Here is a 26,939-nt window from a genome sequence, read left to right as displayed (position 1 = left end):
CATGGGCATCTTCGTCCCCGGACCAGGAGTCACGGCTGCTCCATGTAGGCGGTCTGGATCAGGCGCGCACCGTACTTCCTGTCGACGTAGAAGCCGCGGCCGACGGGCAGCGGCTGCGGCCGGACATTGCCGAAGAGCTGGCCTTCCTCCCTGTTGCCGGACATGATCAGCGCCGGGCTGGCCATCTCCTTCATGCGCTGGACGGCCTGGTCGTACATGGCGCGGCTGGCGCCGCCGCTCTGCCTGGCCAGCACCAGGTGCAGCCCGATGTCGCGGGCCTGCGGCAGCAGCTCCGTCAGCGGCGCCAGCGGGTTGTTCGACGTGGCCACGAGGTCGTAGTCGTCCACCACGATGTACAGGTCCGAGCCCTGCCACCAGCTCCGCGAGCGCAGTTGCTCCGGCGTGAGGTCGGCCGGAGGAAGGCGCTTGAGCAGGGCGGACCGGGCGTCCTGGATCAGCTCGGCGGCCGCGGTGCTGGAGGCGGCGTAGCCGATGCGGTGGTCGGTCACCGCGGTGTCGAGGAGCGAACGCCGGTAGTCGATCACGATCATCATGGCCTCGGCCGGCGTCTTCCTGGCGACCACGCCTTCCATGATGAGCTTGAGCACGTTCGACTTGCCGCACTCGTTGTCGCCGAACACGACGAAGTGCGGGTCGGTGTCGAAGTTCAGCATGACGGGCGAGAGCGCGTCCTCGTCGATGCCGATCGCGATGCGCTGCGGGCCCGTCTTCTCCAGCGACGGCAGGGAGGCCACGGGCAGCAGCGACGGCAGCAGGCGCACCGGCGGCGCCGACGGCCCCTGCCAGGACCGCCGCACGATCTCCACCATCGACCGCAGCCCCTCGGACACGTCCTCGGCGGTGCGCTGCCCGTCGATCCGCGGCAGGGTCGCGAGGAAGTGCATGCCGTCCCTGGTCAGGCCACGCCCCGGCACGCCTTCCGGCACCGCGAGCGACGCCTTCCTGCTGATCTCCGACTCGTACGCGTCACCCAGCTTGAACTCGATCCTGGTGCCGAACAGGTCCCTGATGGCCGGCCGGAACTCCGACCACTTGTTGGTCGTGGCCACCACATGGACGCCGTAGTTGAGCCCGCGCGCCGCCAGGTCGGTGATCACGGCCTCCAGGTTCTCGAACTCCTGCCGGATCGTCAGCCACCCGTCGATGACGAGAAACACGTCGCCCCAGCCGTCGCTCTTGGCGCTGCCGTCGGCGACCATCCGCCGGTAGGCGGCGATCGACTCGATGCCGGACTCGGCGAAGCCCCGCTCCCGCTGCCGTACCAGCGAGGACACCTCGGCGACGGTCCTGCGCACCCGGTCGGCGTCGAGCCTGGTGGCCACGCCGCCCACGTGCGGGAGCCCCTCCAGCGCCGCCAGGGCGCCGCCGCCGAAGTCCAGGCAGTAGAACTGCACCTCGCGCGGCGTGTGGGTGAGGGCCATGCCGGAGATCAGCGTGCGCAGCACGTTGCTCTTGCCGCTCTGCGGACCGCCGGCCACGCCGACGTGCCCGGCCGCCCCGGACAGATCCAGCCAGTACGGGTCGCGCCGCTGCTCGAACGGCCGGTCGATGATCCCGATGACGGCGTGCAGCTTGCCCCTGCCGTCCCACGTGGGCGTGGACAGTCCGAGCTCCGGAGTGACCGAGAGCGGCGGCAGCAGGTGCGCGAGCGTGGGCGGGTCGTCCAGCGGGGGCAGCCAGATGCGATGGGCCGCGGGGCCGTGCCCGGCCAGCCGCTGCACGACGATGTCGAGCAGGCTGTCCTGCGGGCCGCGTTCGTCCACCTCCGCGGCCGGGGTCTCCTTGGGAGGCTCGGGCACGAGCGGCAGCGGCGCGTACGCCGAGGTGTACTCCACGACCTCGCGCAGGGCGGCCTGGCCGTCGTCCGAGCCGGTGTGGCGGTGGTCGCCCTGGTAGGCGCCCGAGACGTAGGCGGCCTTGAACCTGGTCATGTTGGTGGTGTCGACCTTGAGGTAGCCGTTGCCGGGCGCCGAGGGCAGCTCGTACGCGTCGGCCACGCCCAGCACGACCCGGCTCTCCATCGCGGAGAAGGTGCGCAGGCCGATCCGGTACGACAGGTGGGTGTCCAGGCCCCGCAGCCGCCCTTCCTCCAGCCGCTGGGAGGCGAGGAGCAGGTGCACGCCGAGCGAGCGGCCCAGCCGGCCGATCATCACGAACAGGTCGATGAACTCCGGCTTGGCCGACAGCAGCTCGCTGAACTCGTCGAGCACCACGAACAACGTCGGCAGCGGGGCCAGATCGGCCCCCTGCTCCCTGGCCCGCTCGTAGTCGCGCAGCGAGGCGTAGTTGCCGGCCGAGCGCAGCAGTTCCTGCCTGCGCACCATCTCGCCGTGCAGCGCGTCGTGCATGCGGTCGACCAGCGGAAGCTCGTCCTCCAGGTTGGTGATGACCGCGGAGACATGGGTGAGCGAGTCGAGCCCCAGGAAGGTCGCGCCGCCCTTGAAGTCGACCAGGACGAAGTTGAGGATCTCCGGGGAGTGCGTGACGGCCAGCCCCAGCACCAGCGTGCGCAGCAGCTCGCTCTTGCCGGAGCCGGTGGCTCCGATCACCAGTCCGTGCGGGCCCATGCCGCCCTGGGCCGACTCCTTGATGTCGAGCTCCACGACCCGTCCGTCGGATCCGAGCCCGATCGGCACCCGCAACCTGTTCCGACCGGCTCGCGGCCGCCAGGTGAGCGCGGGATCCACGCGGGCCGGGTCGCCGACGCCCAGCAGGTCGGTCAGGGTGGTGTTGATCGCCAGCACGTCCTCGGCCTCGCCCGCGGAGGCCGCCGAGGCCCGTAGCGGCGCGAGCTGCCTGGCCAGGCCCTCGGCCCGCAGGAAGTCGAGCTTGTCCGGGTCGCCGAAGCGCGTCCTGTGCTCCTTGCCCGCGTGGTCGATCTTCACCATGTAGAAGCCGTCGGGCTGGACGTCCAGCCGCAACGTGTTCTGCTCCGCCACGTCGGCGGTCGATCCGGACAGGTCGATCACCGTCACGCCCTGGATGGCGTCGCTACCGAGCTGGGAGTCGTGCGGCACGTGCCCGCCGTCCACGATGAGCACGTGGTACGGCAGCGCGTCCCCGGCCGATCCGGGCCGGAACCTGGCGCGTTCCTTGAGCTCGCTCCCGACCAGCCGGTCCAGCTCGGCGAGGTTCTCGGCCATCAGCCGGACCGGTCCGGCCGCGTCCTCCTCCTCGGGATGCAGCGCGTGCGGCAGCCACTTGACCCACTCCCAGTGCGGCATCCACTCCTCGCCGGAGCACACCATGATCCGCATGTCGTCGGGCGAGTGGAACACGGTCAGCTGGGCGATCATGGAGCGCAGCAGGTCGCGCACGGCGACGGGATCGCCGTTCACCCTGATCCTGGCGAACGAGCCGAGTGCCACGGCCACGGGCAGCTGGGCGACCGTCGAGTGCGCCCTGATGAACCTGCGCAGCGCGCCGGCCGCCAGCGCGTCCAGGTCCTCGACGGGCTTGGAGTCCGGCGGGATGAGCTGGACGGCCAGCTTCTGGACGCCGGTGCCGAGACGCACGGTCGCGAAGTCCTCGTCGCGCGGGCGGCGTTCCCACAGCCGGGGGCCCATGGCGATCCACCACAGCGAGTCGGGCTCGGGCCCGCTCCATTCCAGGGCCTCGCGCTGCTGCTGCGCCGCGCGCCTGGTCCGCTTGCGGATCTGGCCCAGGTACCTGAAGTAGTCGCGGCGGGCGCCGTTGAGCCGGTATTTCCGCTCGCCCGCCTGGCGGCCCATCTGGCCGAGCGTCATGCCGACCATGGACAGCGCGAACAGGCCGCTGGCCACGTACATGATCGGGTTGGCGTTGCCGTAGGCGGTGAACATCAGGCCCATCGCGGCCGCACCCGCCACCATCGGGAGGTAGGTGAGGACCATCGAGAAGCCCTGCCCCTGGACTTCGGGGATTTCGGGCGGTGACTCGATCAGAACCTCGCCGCGGGGCGGCTTGGGGCCCGGGCGGCGTTCTGGGCGGCGTACGACGACGATGCTCATCACGACGTTCTTACCAGAAAAGACCAGATATGTTCTCTGTTGTCCGTGACCATTGGTGGGGACGGAGAGTTGAGATGGGACAGATCGTTCAGGGGCCTCCACTCGGTCCACCGCCGGCCCAGGGTCCACACCCGGGGTTTCCTCCGATGCACGGCCCGCCGCCCGGCTTCCCGGGGCCGCCCGGGCAGCCTCCTCAAGGGCCGTTCCACCAGAGCGCGCTGCCGCAGGTGCCGATGCCCCTGCCGGCACAGTGCCACGTGACGATCGTCGGCCCGCGGCGCAAGGCCGATCTGGCGCTTCCCGCCGACGTCCCGCTGCCGAACGTGCTGCCCAGCCTGCTCCGCGCGCTGGGAGAGGTGGGCGGCGACGCCGCGGCCGCCCCTGGGTGGACGTTGCAGCGGCTCGGCGGGGCGCCGCTCGACCTCGGGCAGAGCCTCGGTGCGCTGGGCGTGCTCGACGGCGAGATCCTCTACCTCAGGCCACGCGAGGCGATCCTGCCGCCCGCCCTCTATGACGACGTGGCGGACGTGGTCGCCACCGGCATACGCGACGGCGGCGTCTGGTCGGCCGCGCACACCAGGCTGGTGGGCGCCGGCGGGGCCGCGGGCCTGCTCATCCTGGGCGGGATCGGCCTGGCCCTGTCCGGCATGCCGGGGATCACCGTCACGATCGTGGCCGCGCTGCTGACCCTGCTGCTGGTCGTCACCGGGGCCCTGCTGTCCCGGGCGGTCGGGGACTCCATGGCCGGCGCCCTGATCGGCCACGCGGCGTTGCCGTACGGGTTCGTCGCGGGCTTGTTCGCGCCGGGCGGGACCCCGCTGGCCTTCGGCGTGCCGCACCTGCTCTCGGCGTTCGCCTGCACCGCGCTGGTGGCCGCCGTCGCAGGCGCGGTGATCTCCGACGGCGTTCCCGGTTTTCTCGGCACGGCCGTCGCCGCCACGGTCGCCGGGATCTGCGCGGCGGTGATCATGGTGTGGTCGGCCTCGCCCGCCGGGGTGGCGGCGCTGGCCATCGCGGTGCTGCTGGCGTTCAGCCCGCTGGTGCCCACGCTGTCGTTCAAGCTCGCCAAGGTGCCGCTGCCGGCGATGCCGACCACCGCGGAGGAACTCCGCAGCGACAACCAGCGCCTGGACGCCGCGGCCATCCAGGAGCGCACCAGGGGTGCGCAGCGCTACGCCACCGGCATGATCGCGGCCATCGCCCTCTCGGCGCTGATGGCGCTGGTGCTGCTGGTGTTCGCCGACGGCTGGGTGGCGGCCGTCATGATGGTGTCGCTGTCGCTCACGCTCATCATGCGAGCCCGGATCTTCCGCGGGTTCGGCCAGCGGATCTGGCTCATCGGCACGGGCCTGGCCGGGTTCTCCATGCTGGCGCTGTCGCTGATCAGCTCCGGCGGGATCGTCGGCTCGCTGGCCGTGGCCATCGGGGTGTTGTGGGTGGCGCTGACGAGCGTGGGCATCGGGTTGTGGCTGCCGACGGGGAAGCCCTCGCCGTTCTGGGGGCGCGCGGCCGACATCCTGGACATCGTACTGATCGTCCAGCTCTTCCCGCTCGCCCTGGGCGTGCTGGAGGTCTACACATGGGTGCGCGGGCTGTCCGGATGACCCGACAGGAAGGGTAGTGAGATGCAGGAGTTCGGCGACTTCGCGAAGATCGACATAGACAAGCTGCTGAAGGGCGCCGACGAGCAGATCGCCCTTCTGGAGAAGTTCCAGCAGGAGGTCGGGTCGTACGTCGGCCACGCCCAGGACGAGGACGGTTTCGTCACCGTGGAGTACGACCATCAGGGCATGCGCACGCTGGAGATCCATCCGAAGGCGATGCGGCTGTCCTCGGGCGAGCTGGCCGACCTGATCAAGATCACGCTCGCGGAGGCCACGGCTGATTTCCAGAGCCGGCTCAACGCCGCCACGAGCGAGATGTTCGGCGAGGACGACAACCCCATGAAGCACCTCTCCGACCCCGAGGCCGCGCTCGGCAAGATCAGGGAAGCTGGGGCGCTGCACGACAAGGCGTTCGAGGACGTGATGGGCGAGCTCGACCGCATCCGCCGCCGGATGGACCTCTGACGCCGTCCGCCCACCGCCTGGGCCAGGCGTTTGTCAGGACATAACAGGCCCGCCACCAGGGCGTTCACCGGAAAGTTGCAAGAGTGCGACTGATCCGTGATTTGGGGTTTCTGGGAATAAGGGGGTCAATGGTGGCTAACATGCCTTTTGAGGTTGATCGCGGGGGTAGTCGGTTCCATCAGGGGGTGACCGCCCGCCGTAGCAGCAACGCCATATCGACTTGGAGGTCCAGTGGCACTGTACGGGGCCAGCCCCACTCAGTTGACGAACGCGGCAGGCTACTGCCAGGACACCGCCCAGTACATCGAGGGCATGCGGCAGCGGGTCGAGCAGATCAAGGCCGACCTGACCACCCAGGGCTGGAAGGGTGGCGCGGCCCAGAAGTTCGCCACGGCCCTCACCCAGTGGGACGGCGAGTTCAAGGGCGTCATCAAGATCCTCGAGGACATCTACGACCGGATGAACATCGGCGCGGGCGTCTACCGGAACGCGGCCGACCAGAACATGGACATCGCCGGCGGTTTCGTCGGAGCCGGTGAGGGCGGTCGCATCGACTCCCTCATCAACGCCAACCGCTGAGCAGGACGGAGAACGCCATGACCACGCCTGACGACTACACGTACGTCCGTTTCGGCTCGATGGAGCAGGCCTACGAGGAGCTCAAGAAGGTCGTCACCGAGCTCGACCGCGCGACCGACGACCTGTACGCGGACATCAAGAGGGAGCTCGGCGCGCACTGGGAAGGCGAGGCCGAGCGGTTCTTCGAGGAGAAGCGCCAGAAGTGGAACGCCCACGAGAAGGCGATGGGCCAGCAACTGTTCCAGGCCGCCTCGGCCGTCAACGTCGCCAAGGGCAACTATGAGCAGGCCGAGCGGCGCAACATCGGCATCTGGACGGACTGACCCGGACCGTCGATCCTCTCGGTCATCGCCAGCCGCGGTGGCCGAGAGTTCTGCTGCTAGAGGTGAAGCATGACAAGCAGGGATGCGATGGACGGGGGCACCGACCCCCTTGCCGTCGATCCACACCTGTTCGAGGGTGGAGCCCGCGAGAACTCGCCGACGGGCATACGAGGGGTCGCACAGGAGCTGAGGAGCAGCCTCGACGCCATGCTCGGCGGCGGTGAGCGACCCAACGGAAACATCAACCAGATCTCGACGGGCGGAGAGTTCTCCTCGGCCCAGATCGGTCAGTGGGAGGACGCCCTGGCGCTCGCCTCGACCGTCGGGTCGAACAACGCGGGCAGGAAGTTCGCCGAGGTCTACCAGAAGTTCATCGAGGCGTATCAGGGCGTGGTCGAGGCCGTGGAGGCGAGCGCGGACAACCACGACCGGGCCCGCCAGACCAACGAGGGTGAGGCCTGATGGGGGAGCAGCGGGAGGTCGTCACGATCCTCTCCTTCGACCGGACGCCCCAGGGCGCCTGGGTCGACAAGGACAAGAGCGAGATCAAGGCGCTGCTCCAGAACACCGACTCCTTCACCATCGAAAGCACCGGGCAGACCTACCAGAACGCGGCGAGCAAGATCGAGCAGGCCATCAACGCCCTTGAGGCGCACGCCGGCAAGATCGCCGATGTCTGGAAGGGGCCCGACGCCGCCAAGGCCCGCACCGCGCTGGAGCTGCTGCACGCCTCCGGCAACGAGCTGTCCAGCAAGCTGTCCATGATGGGCACCGCGCTGCAGACGTACGCGGGGCACCTCACTGACACCAAGACCCAGGTCGACGAGGACGTGTCGGTCCCGTCCGCCGGCCTGACCCGGAGCGAAGAGGAGACCGTCAGGAAGTCGCTGGAGAACACTAAGGCCCAGCGTGCGCTCTACGAGCTCAACCAGAAGATCGTCAGCATCTACGACATCGATCTTCCGCACAGCGTCTCCTACGAGCTCCCGACGGTCAGCATCCCCAGCGGCCCCGCCGAGACGCAGGACCCGAACTACCCCACGGGCCCCGGGACGGAAGGCCCCGCCTTCACGACTCCCGTGAACGACGGCGGCGGCTCCTACAACGGCGGCTCCGGAGCGCCGAGCGCGAGCTCCGGCGGCACCGGCGGCGGAGGCTCCCCTTCCGGCGGGTCCCCGTCCGGCGGCTCCGACCCGCGGGGATCCGATCCCGGTGGCTCCAACCCGGGCGGCTCCGCCCCCGGCGACCCCACCAGCCCTGCCCCGGACACCCCGGCCGACCCGGGCACGGACCCGCCCGCGGCCCAGGACCCAAGCCAGACCCAGAACCCCGGCTCGGAGAACGGCGCCACGGCGCCGCCCGTCATCGGCGCCGACGACACGACGACCACCGGCGGCACGAATCCCACGGATCCGCGCCAGACCGACATGGCCGGCTACCAGCCGCCGACCGCCACGATCGCTCCGCCGACCGTGACCACGCCCTCCACCACGCTCAACCCGCAGATCGGCTACGGCCTCCCCACCACCGGCGGTACGCCGGGCATCCCCTCGGTGATCGGCTCGCCGGCCATCGGCGGTGGTCAGTCCCCGCTGGTCACCCCCCTCGGGCGCGGCTCCTCACCGGGGATGGCGGGCGGCATGCCCTTCATGCCGTTCATGGGCGGCGGCGCGGGCGGCGAGTACAGCGACCTGGAGCGGAACACGTACGTGCCGGAGGACAAGAGCTGCTGGACGGTCGGCCACGACACGACGGATCCGGTGATCGAATGACCAACGGGATGCCGGGCCTGCCGGGCTACGGCGGCCAAGGGATGGAGATGTCGTCGGGCATCTCCTTCACCAAGGACGAGCTCGACAAGGCAGGCAGAAAGGTCTTCGATCAGACCGATCTGCTCACCAGACTGCAGGCGGCCGACAGCAAGCTCGACGTGCCCTGGCCGGGCTTCGGCGTGGCGGGCTGGGGGCTCGGGAGCGTCCACTCGCAGTCGATCGAGACCCAGCGCGACACGCTGGCCAGGGCACACAGGGCGCTGGAGAGCTGGACTCCGGCGCTCAAGGCGGCCGATCGCGACTACCGGAAGGCCGACGAGGACAGCGGCCCCGGCGGTCCCGGCGACCTGGGCCCGCAAGGCCCCGGCGACCTCGGTCTGGGCGATCCCGGCGGTCCTGGCGGCCTCGGCGACCCGGGCCTCGGCGATCTGGGCAAACCGGAGAACCCAGACCTGTCCGGCATGCCCGACACTAACCTGCCCGACAGCAAGCTGCCTGACAGCAACCTGCCCGACAGCAACCTGCCCGAGAGCAAGCTGCCGGACAGCGAACTGCCCGACAGCAACCTGCCCGGCATGGACACCCCCAGCACCGACCTGCCCCAGCAGAACCTGCCGGGCACCGACCCGGCGGACATGAAGGTCCCCGACATCGACTCGGCTCTCAACAACCCGGACGCGACCGACCTGTCGAACTACAACCCCACGACCCCGCAGATCCCGGGCGGCAACCTCCCGTCCGTGGACCCCAACTCCCTCAACCCGAGTACCCGCTCGGGGCCCGGCTCCTTCAGCGGCCTGGGCACGGGACCGGGAGGACTCGGCGCCGGCGCGAACGGGGGCGTCTCGGCGGCCGGCTTGCGCGGACCGGGCTCGTCCGGCATGCCGATGATGCCCTTCATGCCGATGGGCGGCGCGGGCGCGGGCGCCGGCCAGGAACGCGACCGGGACAAGAACGTCGGGCTCCCCGAGGACGAAGGCGTCTGGGGCGGCGAAGACGACATCGCACCGCAGGTCATCGGGGAGGAGGAAATGTGAGCGTCTACAAGGAGATGTACATGAGCGCCGCAGGCGCGGCCATGGCTGCGGCGTCGGTGCTCAGGACCCCCTGGGCGTCGTACATGGCCCTCGCCATCGGCACCATGGTGTCCGACCCCGAGGGCATGATGGACGCGGCCAGGCAGTGGCGCACGGCGGATCACTCCGGCGTGACGGCGGAGCTCGGCCAGCTCGACGAGCAGCTGGACGATCTGAAGAAGCAGCTCAAAGAGCAAGGCACGTGGGAGGGGCAGGCCTTCGACTCGTTCGAGGCCGTCCACACCAGCTTCAAGGAATCGTTGCAGCAGCTCAAGGAGTCCCGTAACGCCACAGGCGACGGCGTCGATGCGCAGGCGGATTTCTTCAAGTGGGGCGCCATAGCCTGCATGGCCCTCGCCATGTTCATGTGGACCGTGGTGATAGCAAGATATGCGTTTTTGCTCACCTCGGCCACTGGCTGGGGCATGGTGGCCAAGGAGGTCTGGGAGACGCGCATGGGCCTGAAAGGGCTGAGCGTCACCAAGGCGATGCTCGTGAAACACGGCAAGGCCGTCGGCGGCCTCGCCTTGCTGCTGTTCATGCTCAAGCAGCTGACCGAGAGCGTCGGCAAGATCTTCCCCACGCTCGAGGCCATACCGACCCAGATGTCCTCGATGCAGGGCGGTGCCTCGACGGCGTTCACGAACGACGGCCTGACCTACGACAAGGACATGGGCGCGCTCACCCCGAAGATGGACGAGGAGTCCATGCAAGGCGGCATGGGCATGCCGCCTTCCACGGGCGGCGGCCTGGGGATCATTTAGGGCGTCATCCCGTCGTCTGGGTCGTCCGGTTCGTCTGGACGTTCCGCACGTCCTGCACGGGCGTCATCGCGGCCGCCGGGTCCAGCGCGGGGCCGTCAGGGATGAGCCGCAGCAGGTGGACGGGCACCGGCGCGACGTCCTTCGCCTCGTACCCCAGCTTGCCTATCGCGTCCGCCGAGGCGAGCCGGAACTTCTTGCCCTGATCGGTGATGAGCGAGTACTGCTGCACCGCGGACAGTTGCCCGTCGCCGGGCAGGGTGCCGGCCAGCACCGCGCTGCCCGGCGGGAGCAGCACCTGGTCGACCTTGTCGGCGCCGGCGCTCGCCGGCGGCGGCGGGATGTGGACCTTGCTGCCGGTGGTCAGCACGGCGCTGGTCGAGCCCTTCTGGGTGTTCGCGTACACCGCGCAGAGGGGGGCGGAGACGCTGGGCGCGCGGAAGCGCGGCATGGTGGCCGGCAGGCCCTGCTTCCGCACCGACTGCCCGGACACCTTGGTCGCGTTGGCGCTCGCCGCGTCGATGAGCGTTTCGCGGGCCCCGCTCCTGCCGTAGGCGGCCTTGATGGCCGGGTCCTGGAGCAGCAGCAGCGCCTCGGTGTTGCTGATGGGGGCGATGCCGTCGGCCAGCAGGACGTACCAGCGCTCGCTCGACCCCGCCACGGACGCCACCTTGTACACGTGCCCGACCCTGGCCGCCCTGCCGCCGGGGCCCACGGCCTTCTTGCCGAGCTGGGGGATCTCGGGAGCGGCGAAGTCGACGCCCGCGGGGATGGCGTTGATCCACGAGGCGGGCACGCGGCGCGGGGTCTGGTCGGTGAGCCGGTCCACGTTCGCGGCGCGCAGGCGCTGGTTGGCCCAGAGCACCCAGTTCTGCCGCCCGTCGTTGACGAGCAACGCCTCGTCGTCTCCCACCGGCGTGCCGCCGACGTCGGTCCCGCCCACGAGCGTCACGTACGACCTGCGGCCCGCGGCGGCGTCGGCGGTCTCGGCGACGCACGCCGACCACGGCCCCTTGACCAGCCGCTCCTTCTTGGGCAGCGAGTCGGGGGCGCCCTGGATGCCCACCATCTGCCCACGGGTGTAGCCGGCCAGCGACTCCGCCGACACCGACCTGACCTTGATGTCCTGGCTGTCGAGCAGCAGCCGGGCGGAGACGTAGTTGGCCACGGGCTGCAGGCGGCCGCTCTTCTGGTTGAAGACGTACGCGGCCCCGGTCTCCTCCTCGATGAGCAGCTGACCGGGATCGGTGAGCTTGGTGGCGTGCCCACCCTTGCTGAGCAGCCCCCAGATCCCGAACCCGGCGACGATCAGCACGGCGATCAGGAGCCCCGCGAACGTCGCCACGTTCTGCCTGCGCATCGGGGACTCCGGCACGTCCGGCTCCCCTTGCAGCAGAGCCATCCCCAAGCGCTGCGTCATCAACCGATGCGCCTGGTATAGATCCTTCTGGGTCTGCATATCGTCTAATGTTACGCAGGTTGACTATGTGCTTTCTGTACTCCAAAGGAACGGTCAAGTACGCTGCTTGATCGAGTGTTCAAAGGGGGAAGCTCATGGCAGAAACCGAACCGCCCCGCGACTGGCCCGGGCTGCAACCCGAGCGGGACGGCGTGACATACGACCCCAAGAAGATCGCCAACATCGCCGGAGAGCTGCGCGAGGTGCTGAAGCCCATCAGCGGCGAGGGCCGGGGCGAGAACCAGGGCTCGATCATCGACCTCGAAACGTACGGCTCTCTCCGCGCGGCCCTCACCCACGTGCGGAGCATCGAACGCTGGAAGGGCGGCCAGGCGTTCGCCGACCTCGTGTCGCACAGCCAGCAGGAATTCCTGACCGCCTACGAGGAGGTCCTGGAGAACTTCGCCACCGCGATCTCCCTGGTGGAGGACGGGGCCGGCACCTACCAGGCGACGAACGCGGCCAACGAGGGCGGTGTCTGACCGGCATGGGCAAGGCGAAGAAGAACGTCCACATGCTGAAGCCGTACTGCGCCGACTGGTCCGTGGAGACGGGCGGCCGGAGCGTCGAGGAGGTCGTGACCTTCATCAACGGCTTCGACGCCACCGGCATCGAGCAGGCGTCGACCGCCTACAACGACGCCCACTCGGCGGCCAACACCGCCAAGGAGGCGATCAGGACGCAGGCCGGCAGGCTGGCCGAGGTCTGGGAGGGCCCCGCCTCGGTCGAGGCGCAGGAAGCGCTCGCGCTGCTGTACGTGTCGCTGGGCGAGCTGGCCGAGAAGCTGAAGAACATGTCCACACCGGTCGGATCCCTCGCCACGGTGGTGCGCAAGCACCAGGAGTTCGTCCAGGACGGCTGGAAGGGGGTCATGCCGACCTGGGCCCACCAGGGAGGCCTGACCGGCGGCACCTGGAACGACAGCGTCCCCGACATCTACAGCGTCTACTCCGGCTATTACGGCGGTGACGACGCCAGAAGCGACTGGGGATCCCAGGACGAGCTGGCGGGGCTGCACCTGAAGACGTTCGGCGACGACCTCTACCGGGTTCACACCGACATGCCTGACTCGCTGCAGACGACGCTCAGGGACATCAAGCCGCCGCGGATGCCGGACGGCAGGCCCGATGACATCGAGCTGCCGCAATACCCCGACCAGGACCCGGGCGACGTGACGCCCGCCGCGTACAACGGCGGCGACCCGTCCGGGCTCCCGACCGGAGATCCGCGCGTGACGGATCCCTCCGCCGGACCCGACGACCCGTCAGGCTCGACACCGACCACCCCCGGTCAACCGGAGACCGGCCAGGGCGACGACCCGTCGATCGGCTCTCCCACCGCACCGGACGCGGACGGCCAGACCCCCGGCGGCCAGGACCCGAACGCCCAGACCCCCGGCGCGTCCACCGACGGTGGGCGGACGCCCGACCCGGACGCGAGCGTCGGCAGCCCCACGGACCTGCAGGAACACCAGCCCACCTCGAACGGCTCGCCTCCCGGGACCGGCCCTCAGACCGGCTCCGGCAACCCGTCCACGTCGTCCTCGCCGGGTGCGACGTCCGGAGGGCCGAGCACGTACGGCAACGGCGGCCCGCTGGCGGCCGCGGCCTCGCCGGGCGCCGGCGGCAGGTCCGGCACGAACGGCATGGGCATGCCGTTCATGCCGATGGGCGGGATGGGCGGGGCAGGCGGACAGGAAGGCCGGGATCGCGAGTCCAGCACGTGGCTCCACGAGGACGACGACATCTGGGGCGGCAACGCGGACTCGGTGGTGAACAGCAAGATCGGATGACGCGCGTGGACCGTGGCCACGGCCAGGCGGCACCCGTGCTCCTGGCCGTGCCCGGTCTCGCTAGGGCAGCGCCAACCCCCAGTACAACGCCCACGGCAGGAACACCGCGCCGCCCGCGACCAGCACGCCCAGCCGTACCCTTTCCCCTTTGGCGGCGACCCGCCGCCAGCGCATCCCGACGATCAGCGTCGCGACGACGGTGGCCACGGCGAGCGCCTGGAGCGCGAGCCAGATCACCGGCCGCTCGGCCACCACGGGCCCGGGCACGGCCAGTTTCCCGCCAGTCATGATGAGGTAGAAGAGGTAGGCGAACCCGCCCGCCACCGCCGCCAGCCCGGCGCCGCTGACCACCCGCGCGGCCACGAGCGGGGAAATGGGAGCGGCTGACCGCCTGATGCGGCGCAGCAGCGCCACGACGGGATAGCCGCCGAACGCCACCAGGAACACGGCGAGCGCCACCAGCTGGACGGGCGCGGACTCCCACCAGGCGGCCGGCGCGACCTCCACGGTGTCGTCCTCCTGGACCGGCGCCGGCCCGGAGACGCTCGCCACGGGCGCCCGCCCCGAGGTCGCCTCGCCCACCCAGCTTCCCACCAGGTCCGCGTAGCCGGGGGCGAGCTCGGGCAGCCGGGTGACCCCGCCGTCGGGCGTCAGGTGCGCGGCGTGCTCGGCGCCGGCGAAGAACCGGAAGGTGTACGCCCTGTTGCCGCCCTTCTCCAGGGCCTGGACCATGATCGGCGGCGTCTCCCTGGGCGGCGTCAGCAGGTCGTGCACCCCCCAGATCGCCAGTACGGGGCGGCGCACCTGAGCGAACATCGGCGCGGGGTCGAAGAAGGGCTCGGGGAACATGCCGCCGTCGGCGACCGCGCGGTACAGGTTCGGCACGGTCCGTTCGACGAGCGGCCCGTGCACCCCCGCCCTGCGCAGCCCGGCGGCCACCGCCCAGGTCTGCTGCCGCAGCGGCGGCAGCGCGTTGGCGCCGACGAGGATCACGAACGCGATGTCGGTGGATCGGGCGGCCGCGATGGGCACCACCCATCCGCCCTCGCTGAACCCCAGGGCGCCGACCTTGCCCGGGTCGACGCCCGGCCGGTTCCTGAGCACCCCCACGGCGCCGAGCGCGTCGTCGGCCAGCTGCGTGTACGACCTGTCGAACAGGGAGTAGCCCTGGGAGCGCTTGTCGTAGATCAGCACCGAGAGCCCCTTCCTGGCGAAGGCGACGGCCTCGCCCAGCAGCTTCCGCCTCGGCGTTCCGGTGCCGGCGCCGTGCACCAGCACGACCCCGGCCCGCCCGTCGCGGGCGTTGACGGGGCTGATGACGCTGCCCCGCAGCTCCAGACCTCCGCCCCCGCGGAAGGTCACGTCCTGCGCCACCAGGTCTCCCGGCAGGCCGGGGAGGGGCGCGGCAGCGGCCGTCGCAGGGCCCGTCGCAGTCGCCGCCGCAGCGGGTGCGAGCGGTGCTAACAGTGTGGCGGCCACCGCGGCGGCCGCGAGAATGAGTCGCATATTACCGAGACTAGTCTGCAGAGAGCTCTCGGCAAACAATCGTCTGCAGATATCGTTCTGGAGTACTAGCCTGCTCCTCATGAAGGATGACGAGCCACCCCACGAGCAGCCGTACGTGCTCGACGACCCCGAGCGGCTCAAAGCCCTGGCCCATCCCATGCGCCGCCGCATGCTGACCCTGCTCAACCTGCACGGCCCGGCCACATCGACCACCCTCGGCGAGCTGCTCGGCGCCAAGACCGGCACCACCAGCTACCACCTGCGCCAGCTGGAGAAATACGGCTTCATCGAGGAGATCCCCGAGCGCTCGTCGGGCCGCGAACGCTGGTGGCGCCGCACCCGGATCCTCCGCGACATGCGCGCTCCCCACCCCGATCAGCTCGCGCCGGGCGACCGGGCGGTCCTGGAGGAGTTCCACCGGGCCGGCTTCGAGGAGGACCGCGCCCTGATGGAGCGTTTCCCCGACGCCTACCGCGCCGACCCCGACTGGACGTGGGGCTCGCGAGGGATGGTCCGCATGACCAAGGAGGAGCTGAAAGCCTTCCAGGAGGAGTACGTCGCCCTGCTTCTCAAGCACGTCCGCCAGGTCGAGGACGCCCCGCCGGGCGCCCGCCCGCTCTACGTCCGCCTCTTCACCCTCCCCGCCGACGACGGATGACCCCTACGGGTCGCCGCCGGGGAGCGCCGTCTGGACGGGGGTGAAGGTGCCGGTCGTCACCAGGAAGCCGCGCCCCGGCGGGCCGCCGGCCGCCCCGCGCGGCAGGCGGATGGAGAAGAGGTCGCCGTCCGCCTGGCTCTGCACGGCCAGCAGGAGCCCCGTCCTCGACTTGCGCGTCTCCGCCACGAACCCTCGGTAGGCGACGGCCAGGTCCCCCGTCACGCCGGCGATGAGCAGCCCGTGGTCGCCGTCCCTGCCCGACCTGAGCACCTCCTCCAGGGCGGTGCCCAGCGGGCCGTCCGCGTTGATCAGCTCGGCGTCGTCCACCACCACGACGTAGCCATGCAGGTCCGCGACGAGCTCCGGCAGGTCGGCGGCGTTGCCGTCCAGCACCGCCACGGCGCCGTCCAGCTCCTTCAGCGGGCTGCGCCGCGGGGCGACGGCGACCACCGGGGTGCCGCGGGCGATCAGCGAGCGGGCGGCCGTCAGCAGCGCCGACGACCGGCCGGAGCGCGACGGCCCCGCGATCACGGCGCCGGGGCCGTGGGCCAGCAGGTCGAGCCCGAGCGGGGCCAGGGCGTCACCGCCCGCGCCGACCAGCGCCCACAACGGCGACGGCGGGCTGAAGGCGGGGTCGAGGGCGAGCGTCTGGGCCGCCGTGATGCGCATGGGAAGCGCGTCCACCCGCAGCGGGGGATCTCCCTCCCAGAGCCAGACGCCCCTGCCCGTATCGTGCGCCGGGCCCGGCGCCTTCGGGCCTGGGGTCGTGCCTGGAGGGCCGGCGGCGGCGCGGGCCAGGGACTGCAGCGCGGCGACCTGCGCCGGGCCCGCGGGGTCCGCGTCCAGGAGGGCGATGTGGTGCTCCACGATGCCGTGCTCGCCCAGCGAGAGCGCCCGGCCCGGCGGTATCGACGACGGCAGGCCCTTGAGCGGGAACCCCGCCAGACCGTAGTCGGACGAGTCGGACAACCGCAGCAGCAACCGGTCGTCGAAGACCGTCGAGACCTGCCCGAGCAGGCCGGAACGGTCACTGGTGACCACCGCCCGCAGGCCCACCGCCGGGCCCTCGCGCAGGAGCTGGAGCAGCCCTTCGATCATGCGGCCGTAGTCGTAGCCCTCGAAGGCGGCGACGAAGCCCTCCCAGCGGTCGAGCATGAGCACCAGCCAGGGCAGCCGGTGGCCCGCCTGCCGGTACTCGGCCAGCGACGCGTGCCCGGCCTCGGCCAGCAGCTGCTGGCGGCGGCCCACCTCGGCCCTGAGCCGGGTCAGCAGGCGCTCCACCCGGTCGAGCTGGTCGCGGGTCACCACGGCGCCGCAGTGCGGCATCGCCACCAGCGGCAGCAGCGCTCCCGAGCCGCAGTCGACCGCGTGCACGTGCACGTCCGAGGGGGAGGCGTGGGCCGCGATGGAGCCCGCGATCGTGCGCAGGGCCGTCGACCGGCCGCTGCGGGCCGCGCCCGCGATGAGCAGGTGACCGCCCTGCGCCACGTCCAGCGCCAGCGGGTGCCGGTCCTGGGCCCATGGGCGGTCGCTGACGCCGAACGGCAACGGCGCCACCTCGGCGAACGGCGTCGGGTACGCCGCGGTGCCGGAGACAGGGGCGGCCAGGACGGGATGGCCGGTGGAGGGCAGGTCGAGGACGAGGCCGGTGGGCAGCGGGTCCAGCCACGGACTGGGCTGGGCGGGGACGTCCGCCAGGCGTGCGGCCTCGATGAGGGCGTCGGCGACGAGCCCGAGGTCCGTGCCCGTCGCGTCATCCTCCTCCGGCTCCGCAGGCGGCGGGAGCGGACGACCCAAAGAGCGCCAGCCGACCTCCAGCACCCGCACGTCGCCCGCTTGCGCCGGCCCGCCGGCGGCGGCAGGGCTGCGGCCGCCGACCCTGGCCGTCTGCACGGCGGTCGCCGCTCCCACGCCCGAGCGCACGTAACAGCGGCCGGGCGTCGACTTGGAGATGTAGGCCGCGTCGGGCAGGTCGATGACGTCGGACGACTCCGCGGGCTCGGTCACCCGCAGCGCGATCCGCAGCGAGGTGTTGGCCTGGATGTCGGCGGTGACCACGCCCGCGGGCCGCTGCGTGGCCAGGATCAGGTGGATGCCGAGCGACCGGCCCCTGCGGGCGATGTCGACCAGCCCGGTGACGAAGTCGGGCAGCTCGGCCACCAGCGCGGCGAACTCGTCGATGACCAGCACCAGGCGGGGCAGCGCGGGGCCGGTGTAGTCGTCGATGTCCTTGGCCCCCGCCGCCAGCAGCAGGCGCTCCCTGCGGCGGATCTCGGCCGCCAGCGAGTCGAGGGCGCGCTGGGTCAGGTGGCCGTCGAGGTCGCTGACCATGCCGACGGTGTGCGGCAGGCGTACACACTCCTTGAAGGCGGCGCCGCCCTTGTAGTCGATCAGCACGAACGTGAGCTGGTCGGGCCGGTTGGCCACCGCGAGCGAGCAGATGAGCGTCTGGAGCAGCTCCGACTTGCCCGCCCCCGTGGTGCCGGCGATGAGCCCGTGGGGGCCGTCGAGCTTGAGGTCGACCGAGAAGGGTCCGTCGGGGCCGACGCCGATCAGCGCCTCGGTGGTGCCGCGTTCCCGCCAGCGGGCGGCCAGCTCCCGGCCGGAGGGGGCGGGCAGGCCCATCAGATCGAGCAGGCGCACCGCGCCCGGCAGGTTGCCCGCCGCGTCGTCCCTGCTCACGTCGCGGATCGGGGCGAGGGCCCTGGCCAGCCGGTCGCACCAGGTGGGCGAGACGAGGTCGGCCAGGACCGGCCCGATGACGTCGAGGCCGCCGCCGCGCAGCCGCGCGAGGCCGTCGTCGCCGCACGCGGCCACCGTCTGGCACTCCTCGGGCAGCAGGCGCTGGTCCTCGTCGAGGGCGAGGGTGTACACGCCGCAGCGCGGCCCCTGGCGCAGCACCTGCGGCATCCCGGGCAGCCCGCGCAGCACCTGGGCGCCGTCCAGCACCACCAGCACGTCGTACGGGCGCACGTCGTAGGAGGAGAACGTGGGCTTCTCCGGCCCGCCGAGGTCGTCCCATCCGGTGGGGATCTTGCCCAGCTCGGGGATCGCGGTGTTCTGGCGTTCGTCGATGAGCGCGGCGAGCTCGGAGACGCGCCGGGCGGCCGACTCGGGATCGGTGCCGGCCAGCGCCACGCATTCCTGGCCCGACTGCGGCGAGCAGTGCGGCAGCCAGCGCATCCAGCCCCAGCGCCGCTCGCCGTCGGCGTGCGCGGACACGATCACGATGGCCAGGTCGCGCGGGCTGTGCAGGGTCGCGGCCTGGGCGATCAGCCAGCCGGCGAGGCCGGTCGCGGCCTCACGGGGGCCGGTGACGCCGGCGACGCCGAGCCGGCGCATGGGCAGCGCCACCGGCACGGAGCGGCAGACGGGCGGTTCGATGCGCCCGCCCTGCTCCTCGGACAGCTCCAGGTCGGCCGGCAGGTCGGCCAGCCCCACCCGCAGCCTGAGCGCGTCGTCGTCGTGGCTCCTGCGCTCCCACAACCTCCTGCGCGGGCCGGTGGCCGTGAGCAGCACCTGGGCCGGGTCGGGCGCGTTGGACCTGCGGACCGCCTCGTCGGCCACCCTGGCCCGCTCCACGGCCTCGTCGTACGCCCGCAGCTGCTCCTTGTGCTCCTTGACGGCCTTCTTGTGCTGCTTCTTGCCGTGGCGGCGGTCGCTCCACCACTGGCCGATCATGATGACCGGCGTCATGAGGGCGACGAGCAGGTAGTACCACTGCTTCAGCGCGATCGCCAGGGTGAAGCCGAGCACGGCCGGGAGGAAGGCGGCGAGCAGCTGGAGGCGCATGCCCTCGTTCCTGGTCGGCTCCTTCGGCCGGACGAACGTGCGCTCGGGCTCGGGGCGCCGGAGCCTGGGCGGGCGGTTGTAGGCCACGCCGCCCTCGCTCCTGGGAGCCAGGTGGGCGTCCTTGGGCTCGATCGAGGTCAGGACGAACACCGACGAGCCGCAGGTCAAGACGGCCTGGTCGGGCCAGTCGACGGGTTCGGTGAGCGGCCGGCCGTCGAGCTCGGGGGTCTCGCCGTAGCCGGCCGTGAGCTCGGCCGCCTCGCGTTCGGCGACCCGCGCCGTGAGCTCGGCGACCTCGTCGGCCCACCGACCCTTGAGCTTGAGCCTGGGCGCCTCGTCAGGCTCCCGCCACGCCCGCTCCACGGTGATCGCGTCCGGTGTCACGCGTACGGCCACCGCCTCGGGAGCCATGGCGGGATCGTCGACGGCCATCGCGCACATCGGGTCGGAGCCGATGACGTGCACGCCGAGCCCCAGCCGGTGCACCGTACCCGCGCGGGGGCCGCCGACCACCCGCACCTCGGCGACCCCGCCCGGCTCCTCGACCACGGTGGCGCGGGCGAGGCGGGCGTCGAGCGTGACCTTGTCGCCGTCGCGCAGCACGGCGGCGGCCGGCGCGCGCGGGTCGAGCGGGCGGCCGCCGCGCCAGAGCGTGGGCGTGCGGCCGGCCGGCCGGCCGGTGTCCCGCTCGGGCCTGCGGGGGTGGGGGACGTGCGGGCCGTCGGGGCCGGCCGACAGTCCGTAGGGGGCTCGGGCCCTGGGCAGCCGGACGACGTCGGCCAGCGGCCCCTGGTCGCTGAGCGCCTCGCTCACCCTCGCCACCGTGGCGCCGTCGTCTCCGTCGATCACGACGTCACGGTCGCCCTGCCCGCCGAGCACGGTGAGCATGATCCGCATGGTGCCGTCTCCTCGGTCGACCTCGGGCGCCAAAGGTAACGCCCGGAGCGGGAACAGGCGCGTGAGTTGACGGCAATGGCATGGGGAATCTGCGGAGACTTGGGCCGATATGTTGGCATAAAGGTGTGAAAAATGTGGCTCCTGTGAGCAAAGTGACGGCTAGACGGAAAAATCAATACTCGTCAACTCGTTAGAAACAATAGGCATCGATTATTTCGAGTTGACATCCCGCCACCTGCGAAACGAGCATTGGTCCTCGCATTCCGCCCCCGTCACCACGTCAAGCCCCACATAATGGCGTGAATTCCGCAATTCACTTCGGGAGCCCCCCACCCATGAGGACCAGTGAAAAGCCTGCCGCCAACGCGGCGGCGGGGTTGTCCGGCCCGGCCTCGCGCAAGCTCCCCGTGCCACCCCGCGAACGCAAGCCGGCCCTCGCCGCGCTGGCCGTCCTGCTCATCCTCGGCGGCGCGCTGGCCACGACGCTGCTCGTGCTGCGCAGCGGCGACCGCGTCTCCGCCATCCGCGTCACCCAGCAGATCGGCGCAGGTCAGAAGTTCACCCCGCAGGCGCTCGAAGAGGTCAAGATCGCCGCCGAGGGCGTCGACTACGTCAGCTGGTCACAGCTCGACCAGGTGGTCGGCAGCTTCGCGGCCGTCACCATCCTGCCCGGCACCCTGCTGACCAACCAGATGGGCGCCAAGGCCAGCACCGAGCTCGGCGAGGGAAAGGCCACCGTCGGGCTGGCGCTCAAGCCGGGTCAAATGCCCGCGGGCCTCAAAGAGGGCGACCGCGTTCAGCTGGTGCACGTTCCGAGCCGGGCGAGCCAAGGAGAAAGCCGGGTCCTGGCCGCGAGCGCACTCGTCTTCTCCGTCGGCGACAAGTCCCGCACGGGAAATTCCGGCCAGATCACGGTGGTCGTCGATTCCTCGGCATCGCCGGAAATAGTGGCGTTCGCCTCCAGCGGGGAGATCGCGGTGGCCGAGCTCCCGGGGGCACGCTGACGTGGCGCTCATCGTCCTGGCCGCCGACAAAGGCGCGCCGGGTGTGACGACCGCGGCCACCGCCCTCGCGGCGGTCTGGCCGCGACCCGTGCTGCTGGCCGAATGCGACCCGGCGGGCGGCGACCTCGCCTACCGGCTGCCCGCCGCCGACGGCGGCGTGCTCAACCCGGGCAAGGGCCTGCTCACGCTCGGCGCCACCGCCCGGCGCGGCCTCGAGCCCGCGCAGATCCACCAGCACACGCAGAAGATCGTCGGCGGGCTCGACGTGCTGGCCGGGCTCACGCACGGCGAGCAGGCGGCGGGGCTCACCTGGTTGTGGGGCCCGCTGGGCCGGGCGCTCGCGGCCATCCCCAACGCCGACGTGATCGCCGACTGCGGCCGGCTCGGCGCCCATCCCCAGCTCGGCGACCTGATGGCCGAGGCCGAGCAGGTCGTGCTGCTCACCCGGGCGACCCTCGACCACGTCGCCCACCTGCGCGAGCGGCTGCAGATCACCAAGGCGCACGGCGTCGCGGTGATCGCCGACCCGCGCAACTACCGCGCCTCGATCGACGACGTGCGCCGGATCGTCGGCAACACCGTCCAGTACGTCTACGGCCTCGCCCACGACCCCAAGGGCGCCGAGCTCCTGCGCGGGCAGTGGGGCGGCCGGCTCGACCGCTCCCTCCTGATCCGTACGGCACGCGACCTCGCGGGAAGGCTGGTGAGCCACCGATGATCGACCATTCGCTCGTCAAGCGCTTCCGCCAGGAGGTCGGCGACCGGCTGGCCCACCAGCGCCGGCTCGACCAGGCCAACGGCCTGCCCGCGATGACCGGCGAGGACGAGCGCCAGTTCGCCAGGGCGCTGATCTCCCAGGTGCTGGAAGAGCACGCCCGCGGCGAGATCGGGCTCGGCCGCACCCCGCCCACGGTCGAGGAGGAGGAGGCGCTCGCGGCCGGCATCCACGCGGCCCTGTTCGGCGTGGGCCGCCTGCAGCCGCTGCTCGACGACACCCAGGTCGAGAACATCGACATCAACGGCTGCGACCGGGTGTTCGTCAGCTACGCCGACGGCCAGGAGCTCATGCACGACCCGGTCGCCGACTCCGACGACGAGCTGGTCGAGCTGATCCAGATCCTGGCGGCCTACTCCGGACTGTCCAGCAGGCCGTTCGACACCGCCAACCCGCAGCTCGACCTGCGCCTGCCTGACGGCTCCCGGCTGAGCGCCGTCATGGACGTCACGGTCAGGCCGGCCGTGTCGATCCGCCGCGCCCGCCTCGGCAAGGTCTTCCTCTCCGACCTGACCGGCAACGGCACGATCAGCCCCGACGTCGCGAGGTTCCTGACGGCCGCCGTGGCCGCCCGCAAGAACATCATGATCGCGGGCTCCACCAACGCCGGCAAGACCACCCTGCTCAGAGCGCTGGCCAACGAGATCCCGGCCGGCGAGCGCCTCATCACCGTCGAACGCGCCCTCGAGCTCGGCCTCGACCAGTTCCCCGAGCTCCACCCCAACGTCGTCGCCTTCGAGCAGCGCCTGCCCAACTCCGAGGGCCAGGGCGAGATCTCCATGGCCGAGCTGGTCAGGCGTTCCCTGCGGATGAACCCCAGCCGCGTCATCGTCGGCGAGGTCCTCGGCGACGAGATCGTCACCATGCTCAACGCGATGACGCAGGGCAACGACGGCTCCCTGTCGACCATCCACGCCAACTCCAGCATGGAGGTCTTCAACCGCATCTCCACCTACGCCCTGCAGGCCGGCGAGCGGCTGCCCATCGACGCCACCCACATGCTCATCGCGGGCGCCATCGACTTCGTCGTCTTCGTCGAGAAGCGCAACGACTACCACGTCGGCGGCACGCTGCGCCGCTACGTCTCCAGCATCCGCGAGGTCAACGGCTGCGACGGCCGCGTCCTGTCGAGCGAGGTGTTCGCGCCGGGCCCCGACGGCGCCGCCGTCCCGCACGCCCCGATCTCCTGCATGGAGGAGCTCGCCGCCCACGGCTACACCCTGGGGGGCTGGTGAGCATGGGCGCGTTCACGTTCGACCCGCTGGCGCTGCTCGCCGGCGCCGTGGCGGGCGGCGGCCTGTTCCTGTTCTGCGTCTCCCTGTACGGCCTGCGCCCCCGCCCGCCCCGCCCCAGGCGCCACCTGGTCAAGATGCTGACCACCCGCACCGCGATCGCCGCCGTGGCCGCCGCCTTGGTCCTGATCGTCACCGGCTGGCCGGTCGTGGCGGTGGGCACGGTGCTGCTCGTGTTCGCCTGGCGCGGGTTGTCGGGCGGCGCGGCCGAGGAGCGCGCCGCCATGCGCCGCCTCGAAGGGCTCGCCGCCTGGACCGAGTCGCTGCGCGACACGATCGCCGGGGCGGCCGGGCTCGAACAGGCCATCCCGTCGTCCATCAGGGCCGCCGCTCCTACGCTCAGGCCCCACCTGCGGTCCCTGATCGACCGGCTGCACACCAGGATGGCGCTGCCGCAGGCGCTCGCGCTCTTCGCCGACGAGCTCGACGACCCCTCGGCCGACCTGGTGGTGGCCGCGCTCATCCTCAACTCCAGGCTGCGCGGCCCCGGCCTGCGCGACGTGCTCGGCGCGCTGGCCGTCTCGGCCCGTGAAGAGCTCGACATGCGCCGCCGCGTCGAGGCCGAGCGCCGCGCCACCCGGCGCAGCGTGCAGATCGTGGTGATCACCGCTCTGGCCTTCGCCGGGATCCTCGTCGTGTTCAACCCCTCCTACGTCGAGGAGTACGACGGTCCCCTCGGCCAGGCCGTCCTCGTGGTCGTCGCGGGGCTGTTCGGGGCCGGGTTCGCCTGGATGCGGCGGCTGGCCAGGTTCGACAAGCCGACGCGGCTGCTCATGGGAGGAGGCGGCGATGGTTGAGGGTGCACTGGCCGGCGCCGTGATCGGGCTCGGCCTGCTCGTGCTGTTCAGGGCGCTCTTCCCCGCCCGTCCCGGGCTGGTGGCGCGGCTGCTGGCGCTCGACGCCGTACGCGAGGACGCGGGCGCGCCGCGCATCCAGCTCCTGCTGCCCGACGAGGAGGTCAGCGCGTTCCGCCGCGGCCTCGGCGTGCGGCTGGCCCGCCTGTACAGCGCCCGCGGCTGGGAGGTCCGGTCGGTCAGGTCGGACCTGGCGCTGGTCGGCCGCTCCTTCGAGGCGTTCCTGGCCACGAAGGTGCTGCTGGCGGCCGGCGGCCTGCTGGCCTTTCCGCTGCTGCTCGGCTGGCTGGTGCTCATGGAGTGGGGCACCTCGCTCGCCATCCCGTTCTGGTCCGCCGTGCTCGTGGCGGTCGTGTTCTTCTTCCTGCCCGATCTGCAGGTCAAGAAGGACGCGGCGGCCAAGCGGCGCGACTTCCGGCACGTCGTTGGCGCGTTCCTCGACCTCGTTGCGATGAACCTGGCCGGCGGCCGCGGCGTTCCCGAGGCCCTGATGATGGCCGTCTCGGTGAGCGGCGAGCAGCCCAACTGGGCGATGGGCCGCATCCGCGACGCGCTGGCCGGCGCGAGGATCGTCGGCATCACTCCGTGGCAGGCGCTCGGCCAGCTCGGCGAGGAGATCAACGTCGACGAGCTGCGCGACCTGTCGGCCGCGCTCGGCCTGGTGGCCGACGACGGAGCCAAAGTACGCGCGTCGCTGACGGCCAGGGCGGCCACGCTGCGCCGCCGCGAGCTGGCCGAGATCGAGGGCAGGGCGGGCGAGCGGTCGCAGTCGATGCTCGTGGCCCAGCTCCTGCTCTGCGCCGGTTTTGTGATCTTTCTCAGTTATCCCGCCGCTATGAAGATGTTGGGGGCATGATGAACCATCCCTGGATCATCTATCTGACCGCGTACCTCGGCGTGCGCATCCACCGGGCCAGGACCGCACCCAGCCGCGGGGCGTCCGCCGTCGAATGGGTGATCATCACCGCCATCATCGCCGGCGTCGCGCTCGGCCTGGCCACGCTCATCAAGACCTTGGTCGAGCAGAAGCAGAGCGAGATCCAAGGCACCTTCGGCGGCGGTGGCGGCGATGGCGGCGGAGGCGAATAGGCCGGAGGGCGAGCGCGGCGCCACGGTGATCGAGCTGGCCGTGCTGATGCCGGTCATCCTCGCCGTCGTGCTGCTCATCGTGCAGGTCGCGCTCTGGTTCCACGGCCGGCAGGTCGCGGAGGCGGCCGCCAGGGAAGGCGCCCGCGTGGCCAGGTCCGCCCCGTTCGACTCGGGCGACTGGGAGGGCGCGGCCACCGCGAAGGCCACCGACATCGTTCGGGCCATCGGCCCTCAGCTGCTCGGCAACGCCACCGCCACGACGTCCGAGAAGGAGCCCGACGAGCGCTTCGTCACGGTGACCGGCAGCGCCGTGCAGGTCATCCCGCTGCTGCCCGAGCTCTCGTTCACGATCACCGCCACCGCGGGCGGGCCCGTCGAGTGCTTCCGCCCCGACAACGGCGGCGAGGACTGCGCATGAGACGGGCCGAACGCGGCTCGATGGCGGTGGAGACGGTGATGCTGGCCCCGGTCTTCCTGCTGTTCCTGCTGTTCCTGGCCGGAGCCGGGGTGCTGGTCGAGGCGCAGGGGCGGGTCAACGGAGCCGCCCGCGACGCCGCCCGCGCGGCGTCCGTGCAGCGCACGCTCGACGACGCCGGGTCCGCTGCCGAGGCCATCACCACGAGCGTGCTCGGCGGCCGCTGCCAGTCCTCGTCGGTCTCGCTCGACGGGTCCGCGTGGGAGCAGGGCGGCCACGTCGAGGCCGAGGTGACCTGCGAGCTCGACCTGGCCTTTCTCGGGTTCGGCGGCACCAAACAGCTGACCGGCACCGCGGTGGTGCCGCTCGAGCAGTTCAGGAGGGTCGAATGAGGTCCGGCGAGCGGGGGTCCATGTCGGTGTTCACCGTGCTGTTCTCCGTGGTCGTGTTCCTGCTGGCCGGGCTGCTGGTGGACGGCGGGGCGGCGATCAACGCCCGGCTGCGCGCGACCGACGTGGCCGAGCAGGCCGCCAGGGCCGGCGCCGATCAGGTCGACGTCGACCACCTCCGCACGACGGGAGAGACCCGGCTGCTCGGCGACGCCGAGGTGTGCGGCAGGGCCGACGAGATCGTGGCGGCTCACGGCGGCGGCGACGTGACCCGCGGCGAGTGCGCCGTCGAGCAGGGGCAGGCCCAGGTCACGGTCACGGTGACGGTGCGGTGGGAGGCCTTCTTCCTGAGCGCGATCGGGTTCCCCGGCTCCGAGATGACCGGCGAGGCCAGCGCCGCCCCGGAAGCGAGATAGACCGAAACCGA

At 71.5% G+C, this 26,939-nt stretch carries 24 protein-coding genes; 20 read left to right on the top strand and 4 right to left on the bottom strand.

Annotation, left to right across the window (positions count from 1 at the left end):
• Nucleotides 1-29: 29 nt before the first annotated feature.
• Nucleotides 30-4,010, bottom strand: coding sequence for a type VII secretion protein EccCa (eccCa, locus tag E1292_RS01250; protein WP_132591095.1), 3,981 nt, complete (start codon nt 4,008-4,010; stop codon nt 30-32).
• A gap of 146 nt (nt 4,011-4,156) precedes the next feature.
• Here eccCa and eccD point away from each other — a divergent pair, with 146 nt between their 5' ends.
• From eccD to E1292_RS01210, 8 genes are all read left to right on the top strand, one after another.
• Nucleotides 4,157-5,614 carry a type VII secretion integral membrane protein EccD gene (eccD, locus tag E1292_RS01245; protein ID WP_246089844.1) on the top strand — a complete coding sequence of 486 codons (1,458 nt, stop codon included), beginning with the start codon at nt 4,157-4,159 and terminating at the stop codon, nt 5,612-5,614.
• Between the two features lie 21 nt (nt 5,615-5,635).
• Nucleotides 5,636-6,079 (top strand): YbaB/EbfC family nucleoid-associated protein, encoded by a 444-nt coding sequence (locus tag E1292_RS01240; RefSeq protein ID WP_132591091.1) that lies wholly within the window; start codon nt 5,636-5,638, stop codon nt 6,077-6,079.
• Between the two features lie 261 nt (nt 6,080-6,340).
• Nucleotides 6,341-6,658 (top strand): WXG100 family type VII secretion target, encoded by a 318-nt coding sequence (locus E1292_RS01235; RefSeq protein ID WP_165974310.1) that lies wholly within the window; start codon nt 6,341-6,343, stop codon nt 6,656-6,658.
• Between the two features lie 17 nt (nt 6,659-6,675).
• Entirely contained in the window at nt 6,676-6,981 is a 306-nt protein-coding gene (locus E1292_RS01230) for a WXG100 family type VII secretion target (RefSeq protein ID WP_132591087.1), read from the top strand.
• Between the two features lie 69 nt (nt 6,982-7,050).
• Nucleotides 7,051-7,443, top strand: coding sequence for a hypothetical protein (locus tag E1292_RS01225; RefSeq protein WP_132591085.1), 393 nt, complete (start codon nt 7,051-7,053; stop codon nt 7,441-7,443).
• Nucleotides 7,443-8,753 (top strand): WXG100 family type VII secretion target, encoded by a 1,311-nt coding sequence (locus E1292_RS01220; RefSeq protein ID WP_132591083.1) that lies wholly within the window; start codon nt 7,443-7,445, stop codon nt 8,751-8,753. The genes E1292_RS01225 and E1292_RS01220 overlap by 1 nt, the downstream gene beginning before the upstream one ends.
• Complete coding sequence (locus E1292_RS01215; protein ID WP_132591081.1) at nt 8,750-9,790, top strand: hypothetical protein; 1,041 nt, start codon at nt 8,750-8,752, stop codon at nt 9,788-9,790. Before E1292_RS01220 ends, E1292_RS01215 begins: the two co-directional genes overlap by 4 nt.
• A gap of 14 nt (nt 9,791-9,804) precedes the next feature.
• Nucleotides 9,805-10,593 carry a WXG100 family type VII secretion target gene (locus E1292_RS01210; protein ID WP_132591079.1) on the top strand — a complete coding sequence of 263 codons (789 nt, stop codon included), beginning with the start codon at nt 9,805-9,807 and terminating at the stop codon, nt 10,591-10,593.
• A 4-nt stretch (nt 10,594-10,597) separates the two neighbouring features.
• Here E1292_RS01210 and eccB read toward each other — a convergent pair whose 3' ends face one another.
• A complete protein-coding gene (gene eccB, locus E1292_RS01205) occupies nt 10,598-12,049 on the bottom strand; it encodes a type VII secretion protein EccB (RefSeq protein ID WP_132591077.1) in 1,452 nt (483 codons plus the stop codon).
• A gap of 95 nt (nt 12,050-12,144) precedes the next feature.
• Here eccB and E1292_RS01200 point away from each other — a divergent pair, with 95 nt between their 5' ends.
• Complete coding sequence (locus E1292_RS01200; protein ID WP_132591075.1) at nt 12,145-12,531, top strand: hypothetical protein; 387 nt, start codon at nt 12,145-12,147, stop codon at nt 12,529-12,531.
• A 5-nt stretch (nt 12,532-12,536) separates the two neighbouring features.
• A complete protein-coding gene (locus tag E1292_RS01195) occupies nt 12,537-13,841 on the top strand; it encodes a WXG100 family type VII secretion target (RefSeq protein WP_132591073.1) in 1,305 nt (434 codons plus the stop codon).
• A gap of 60 nt (nt 13,842-13,901) precedes the next feature.
• On the opposite strand, the gene E1292_RS01190 is transcribed toward E1292_RS01195, so the two are convergent.
• On the bottom strand, nt 13,902-15,347 hold the full coding sequence (locus E1292_RS01190; protein WP_132591071.1) for an alpha/beta hydrolase family protein: 1,446 nt from the start codon (nt 15,345-15,347) through the stop codon (nt 13,902-13,904).
• Nucleotides 15,348-15,426: 79 nt separating this feature from the next.
• On the opposite strand from E1292_RS01190, the gene E1292_RS01185 reads away from it, so the two are divergent.
• A complete protein-coding gene (locus tag E1292_RS01185) occupies nt 15,427-16,005 on the top strand; it encodes an ArsR/SmtB family transcription factor (RefSeq protein WP_132591069.1) in 579 nt (192 codons plus the stop codon).
• Between the two features lie 3 nt (nt 16,006-16,008).
• Here E1292_RS01185 and E1292_RS01180 read toward each other — a convergent pair whose 3' ends face one another.
• Nucleotides 16,009-20,694, bottom strand: coding sequence for an FtsK/SpoIIIE domain-containing protein (locus E1292_RS01180; protein WP_132591067.1), 4,686 nt, complete (start codon nt 20,692-20,694; stop codon nt 16,009-16,011).
• Between the two features lie 335 nt (nt 20,695-21,029).
• Here E1292_RS01180 and E1292_RS01175 point away from each other — a divergent pair, with 335 nt between their 5' ends.
• Genes E1292_RS01175 through E1292_RS01135 form a run of 9 tightly spaced genes read left to right on the top strand, consistent with a single transcriptional unit; the run spans nt 21,030 to nt 26,928 of the window.
• Nucleotides 21,030-21,698 carry a CpaB family protein gene (locus tag E1292_RS01175; protein ID WP_132591065.1) on the top strand — a complete coding sequence of 223 codons (669 nt, stop codon included), beginning with the start codon at nt 21,030-21,032 and terminating at the stop codon, nt 21,696-21,698.
• A gap of 1 nt (nt 21,699) precedes the next feature.
• Entirely contained in the window at nt 21,700-22,416 is a 717-nt protein-coding gene (locus tag E1292_RS01170) for a CpaE/TadZ family protein (protein WP_132591063.1), read from the top strand.
• Nucleotides 22,413-23,708 carry a TadA family conjugal transfer-associated ATPase gene (locus E1292_RS01165; protein WP_132591061.1) on the top strand — a complete coding sequence of 432 codons (1,296 nt, stop codon included), beginning with the start codon at nt 22,413-22,415 and terminating at the stop codon, nt 23,706-23,708. Before E1292_RS01170 ends, E1292_RS01165 begins: the two co-directional genes overlap by 4 nt.
• A gap of 2 nt (nt 23,709-23,710) precedes the next feature.
• Nucleotides 23,711-24,562: a type II secretion system F family protein gene (locus E1292_RS01160; RefSeq protein ID WP_132591282.1), complete on the top strand. Its 852-nt coding sequence runs from the start codon at nt 23,711-23,713 to the stop codon at nt 24,560-24,562.
• Nucleotides 24,555-25,475 (top strand): type II secretion system F family protein, encoded by a 921-nt coding sequence (locus E1292_RS01155; RefSeq protein ID WP_132591059.1) that lies wholly within the window; start codon nt 24,555-24,557, stop codon nt 25,473-25,475. The genes E1292_RS01160 and E1292_RS01155 overlap by 8 nt, the downstream gene beginning before the upstream one ends.
• Nucleotides 25,472-25,708 (top strand): hypothetical protein, encoded by a 237-nt coding sequence (locus E1292_RS01150; protein WP_246089841.1) that lies wholly within the window; start codon nt 25,472-25,474, stop codon nt 25,706-25,708. The genes E1292_RS01155 and E1292_RS01150 overlap by 4 nt, the downstream gene beginning before the upstream one ends.
• Nucleotides 25,689-26,126 carry a TadE family protein gene (locus E1292_RS01145; RefSeq protein ID WP_132591057.1) on the top strand — a complete coding sequence of 146 codons (438 nt, stop codon included), beginning with the start codon at nt 25,689-25,691 and terminating at the stop codon, nt 26,124-26,126. Before E1292_RS01150 ends, E1292_RS01145 begins: the two co-directional genes overlap by 20 nt.
• Nucleotides 26,123-26,515: a TadE/TadG family type IV pilus assembly protein gene (locus tag E1292_RS01140; protein WP_132591055.1), complete on the top strand. Its 393-nt coding sequence runs from the start codon at nt 26,123-26,125 to the stop codon at nt 26,513-26,515. Before E1292_RS01145 ends, E1292_RS01140 begins: the two co-directional genes overlap by 4 nt.
• Nucleotides 26,512-26,928 carry a TadE/TadG family type IV pilus assembly protein gene (locus tag E1292_RS01135; RefSeq protein WP_246089839.1) on the top strand — a complete coding sequence of 139 codons (417 nt, stop codon included), beginning with the start codon at nt 26,512-26,514 and terminating at the stop codon, nt 26,926-26,928. The genes E1292_RS01140 and E1292_RS01135 overlap by 4 nt, the downstream gene beginning before the upstream one ends.
• Nucleotides 26,929-26,939: the final 11 nt, after the last annotated feature.

Origin of the sequence: Nonomuraea deserti (genome assembly GCF_004348685.1) — a bacterium.
Lineage (GTDB): Bacteria > Actinomycetota > Actinomycetes > Streptosporangiales > Streptosporangiaceae > Nonomuraea > Nonomuraea deserti.
The sequence above is the reverse complement of the archived record's forward strand: the minus strand, read 5'-3'. Positions and strand labels throughout refer to the sequence as shown.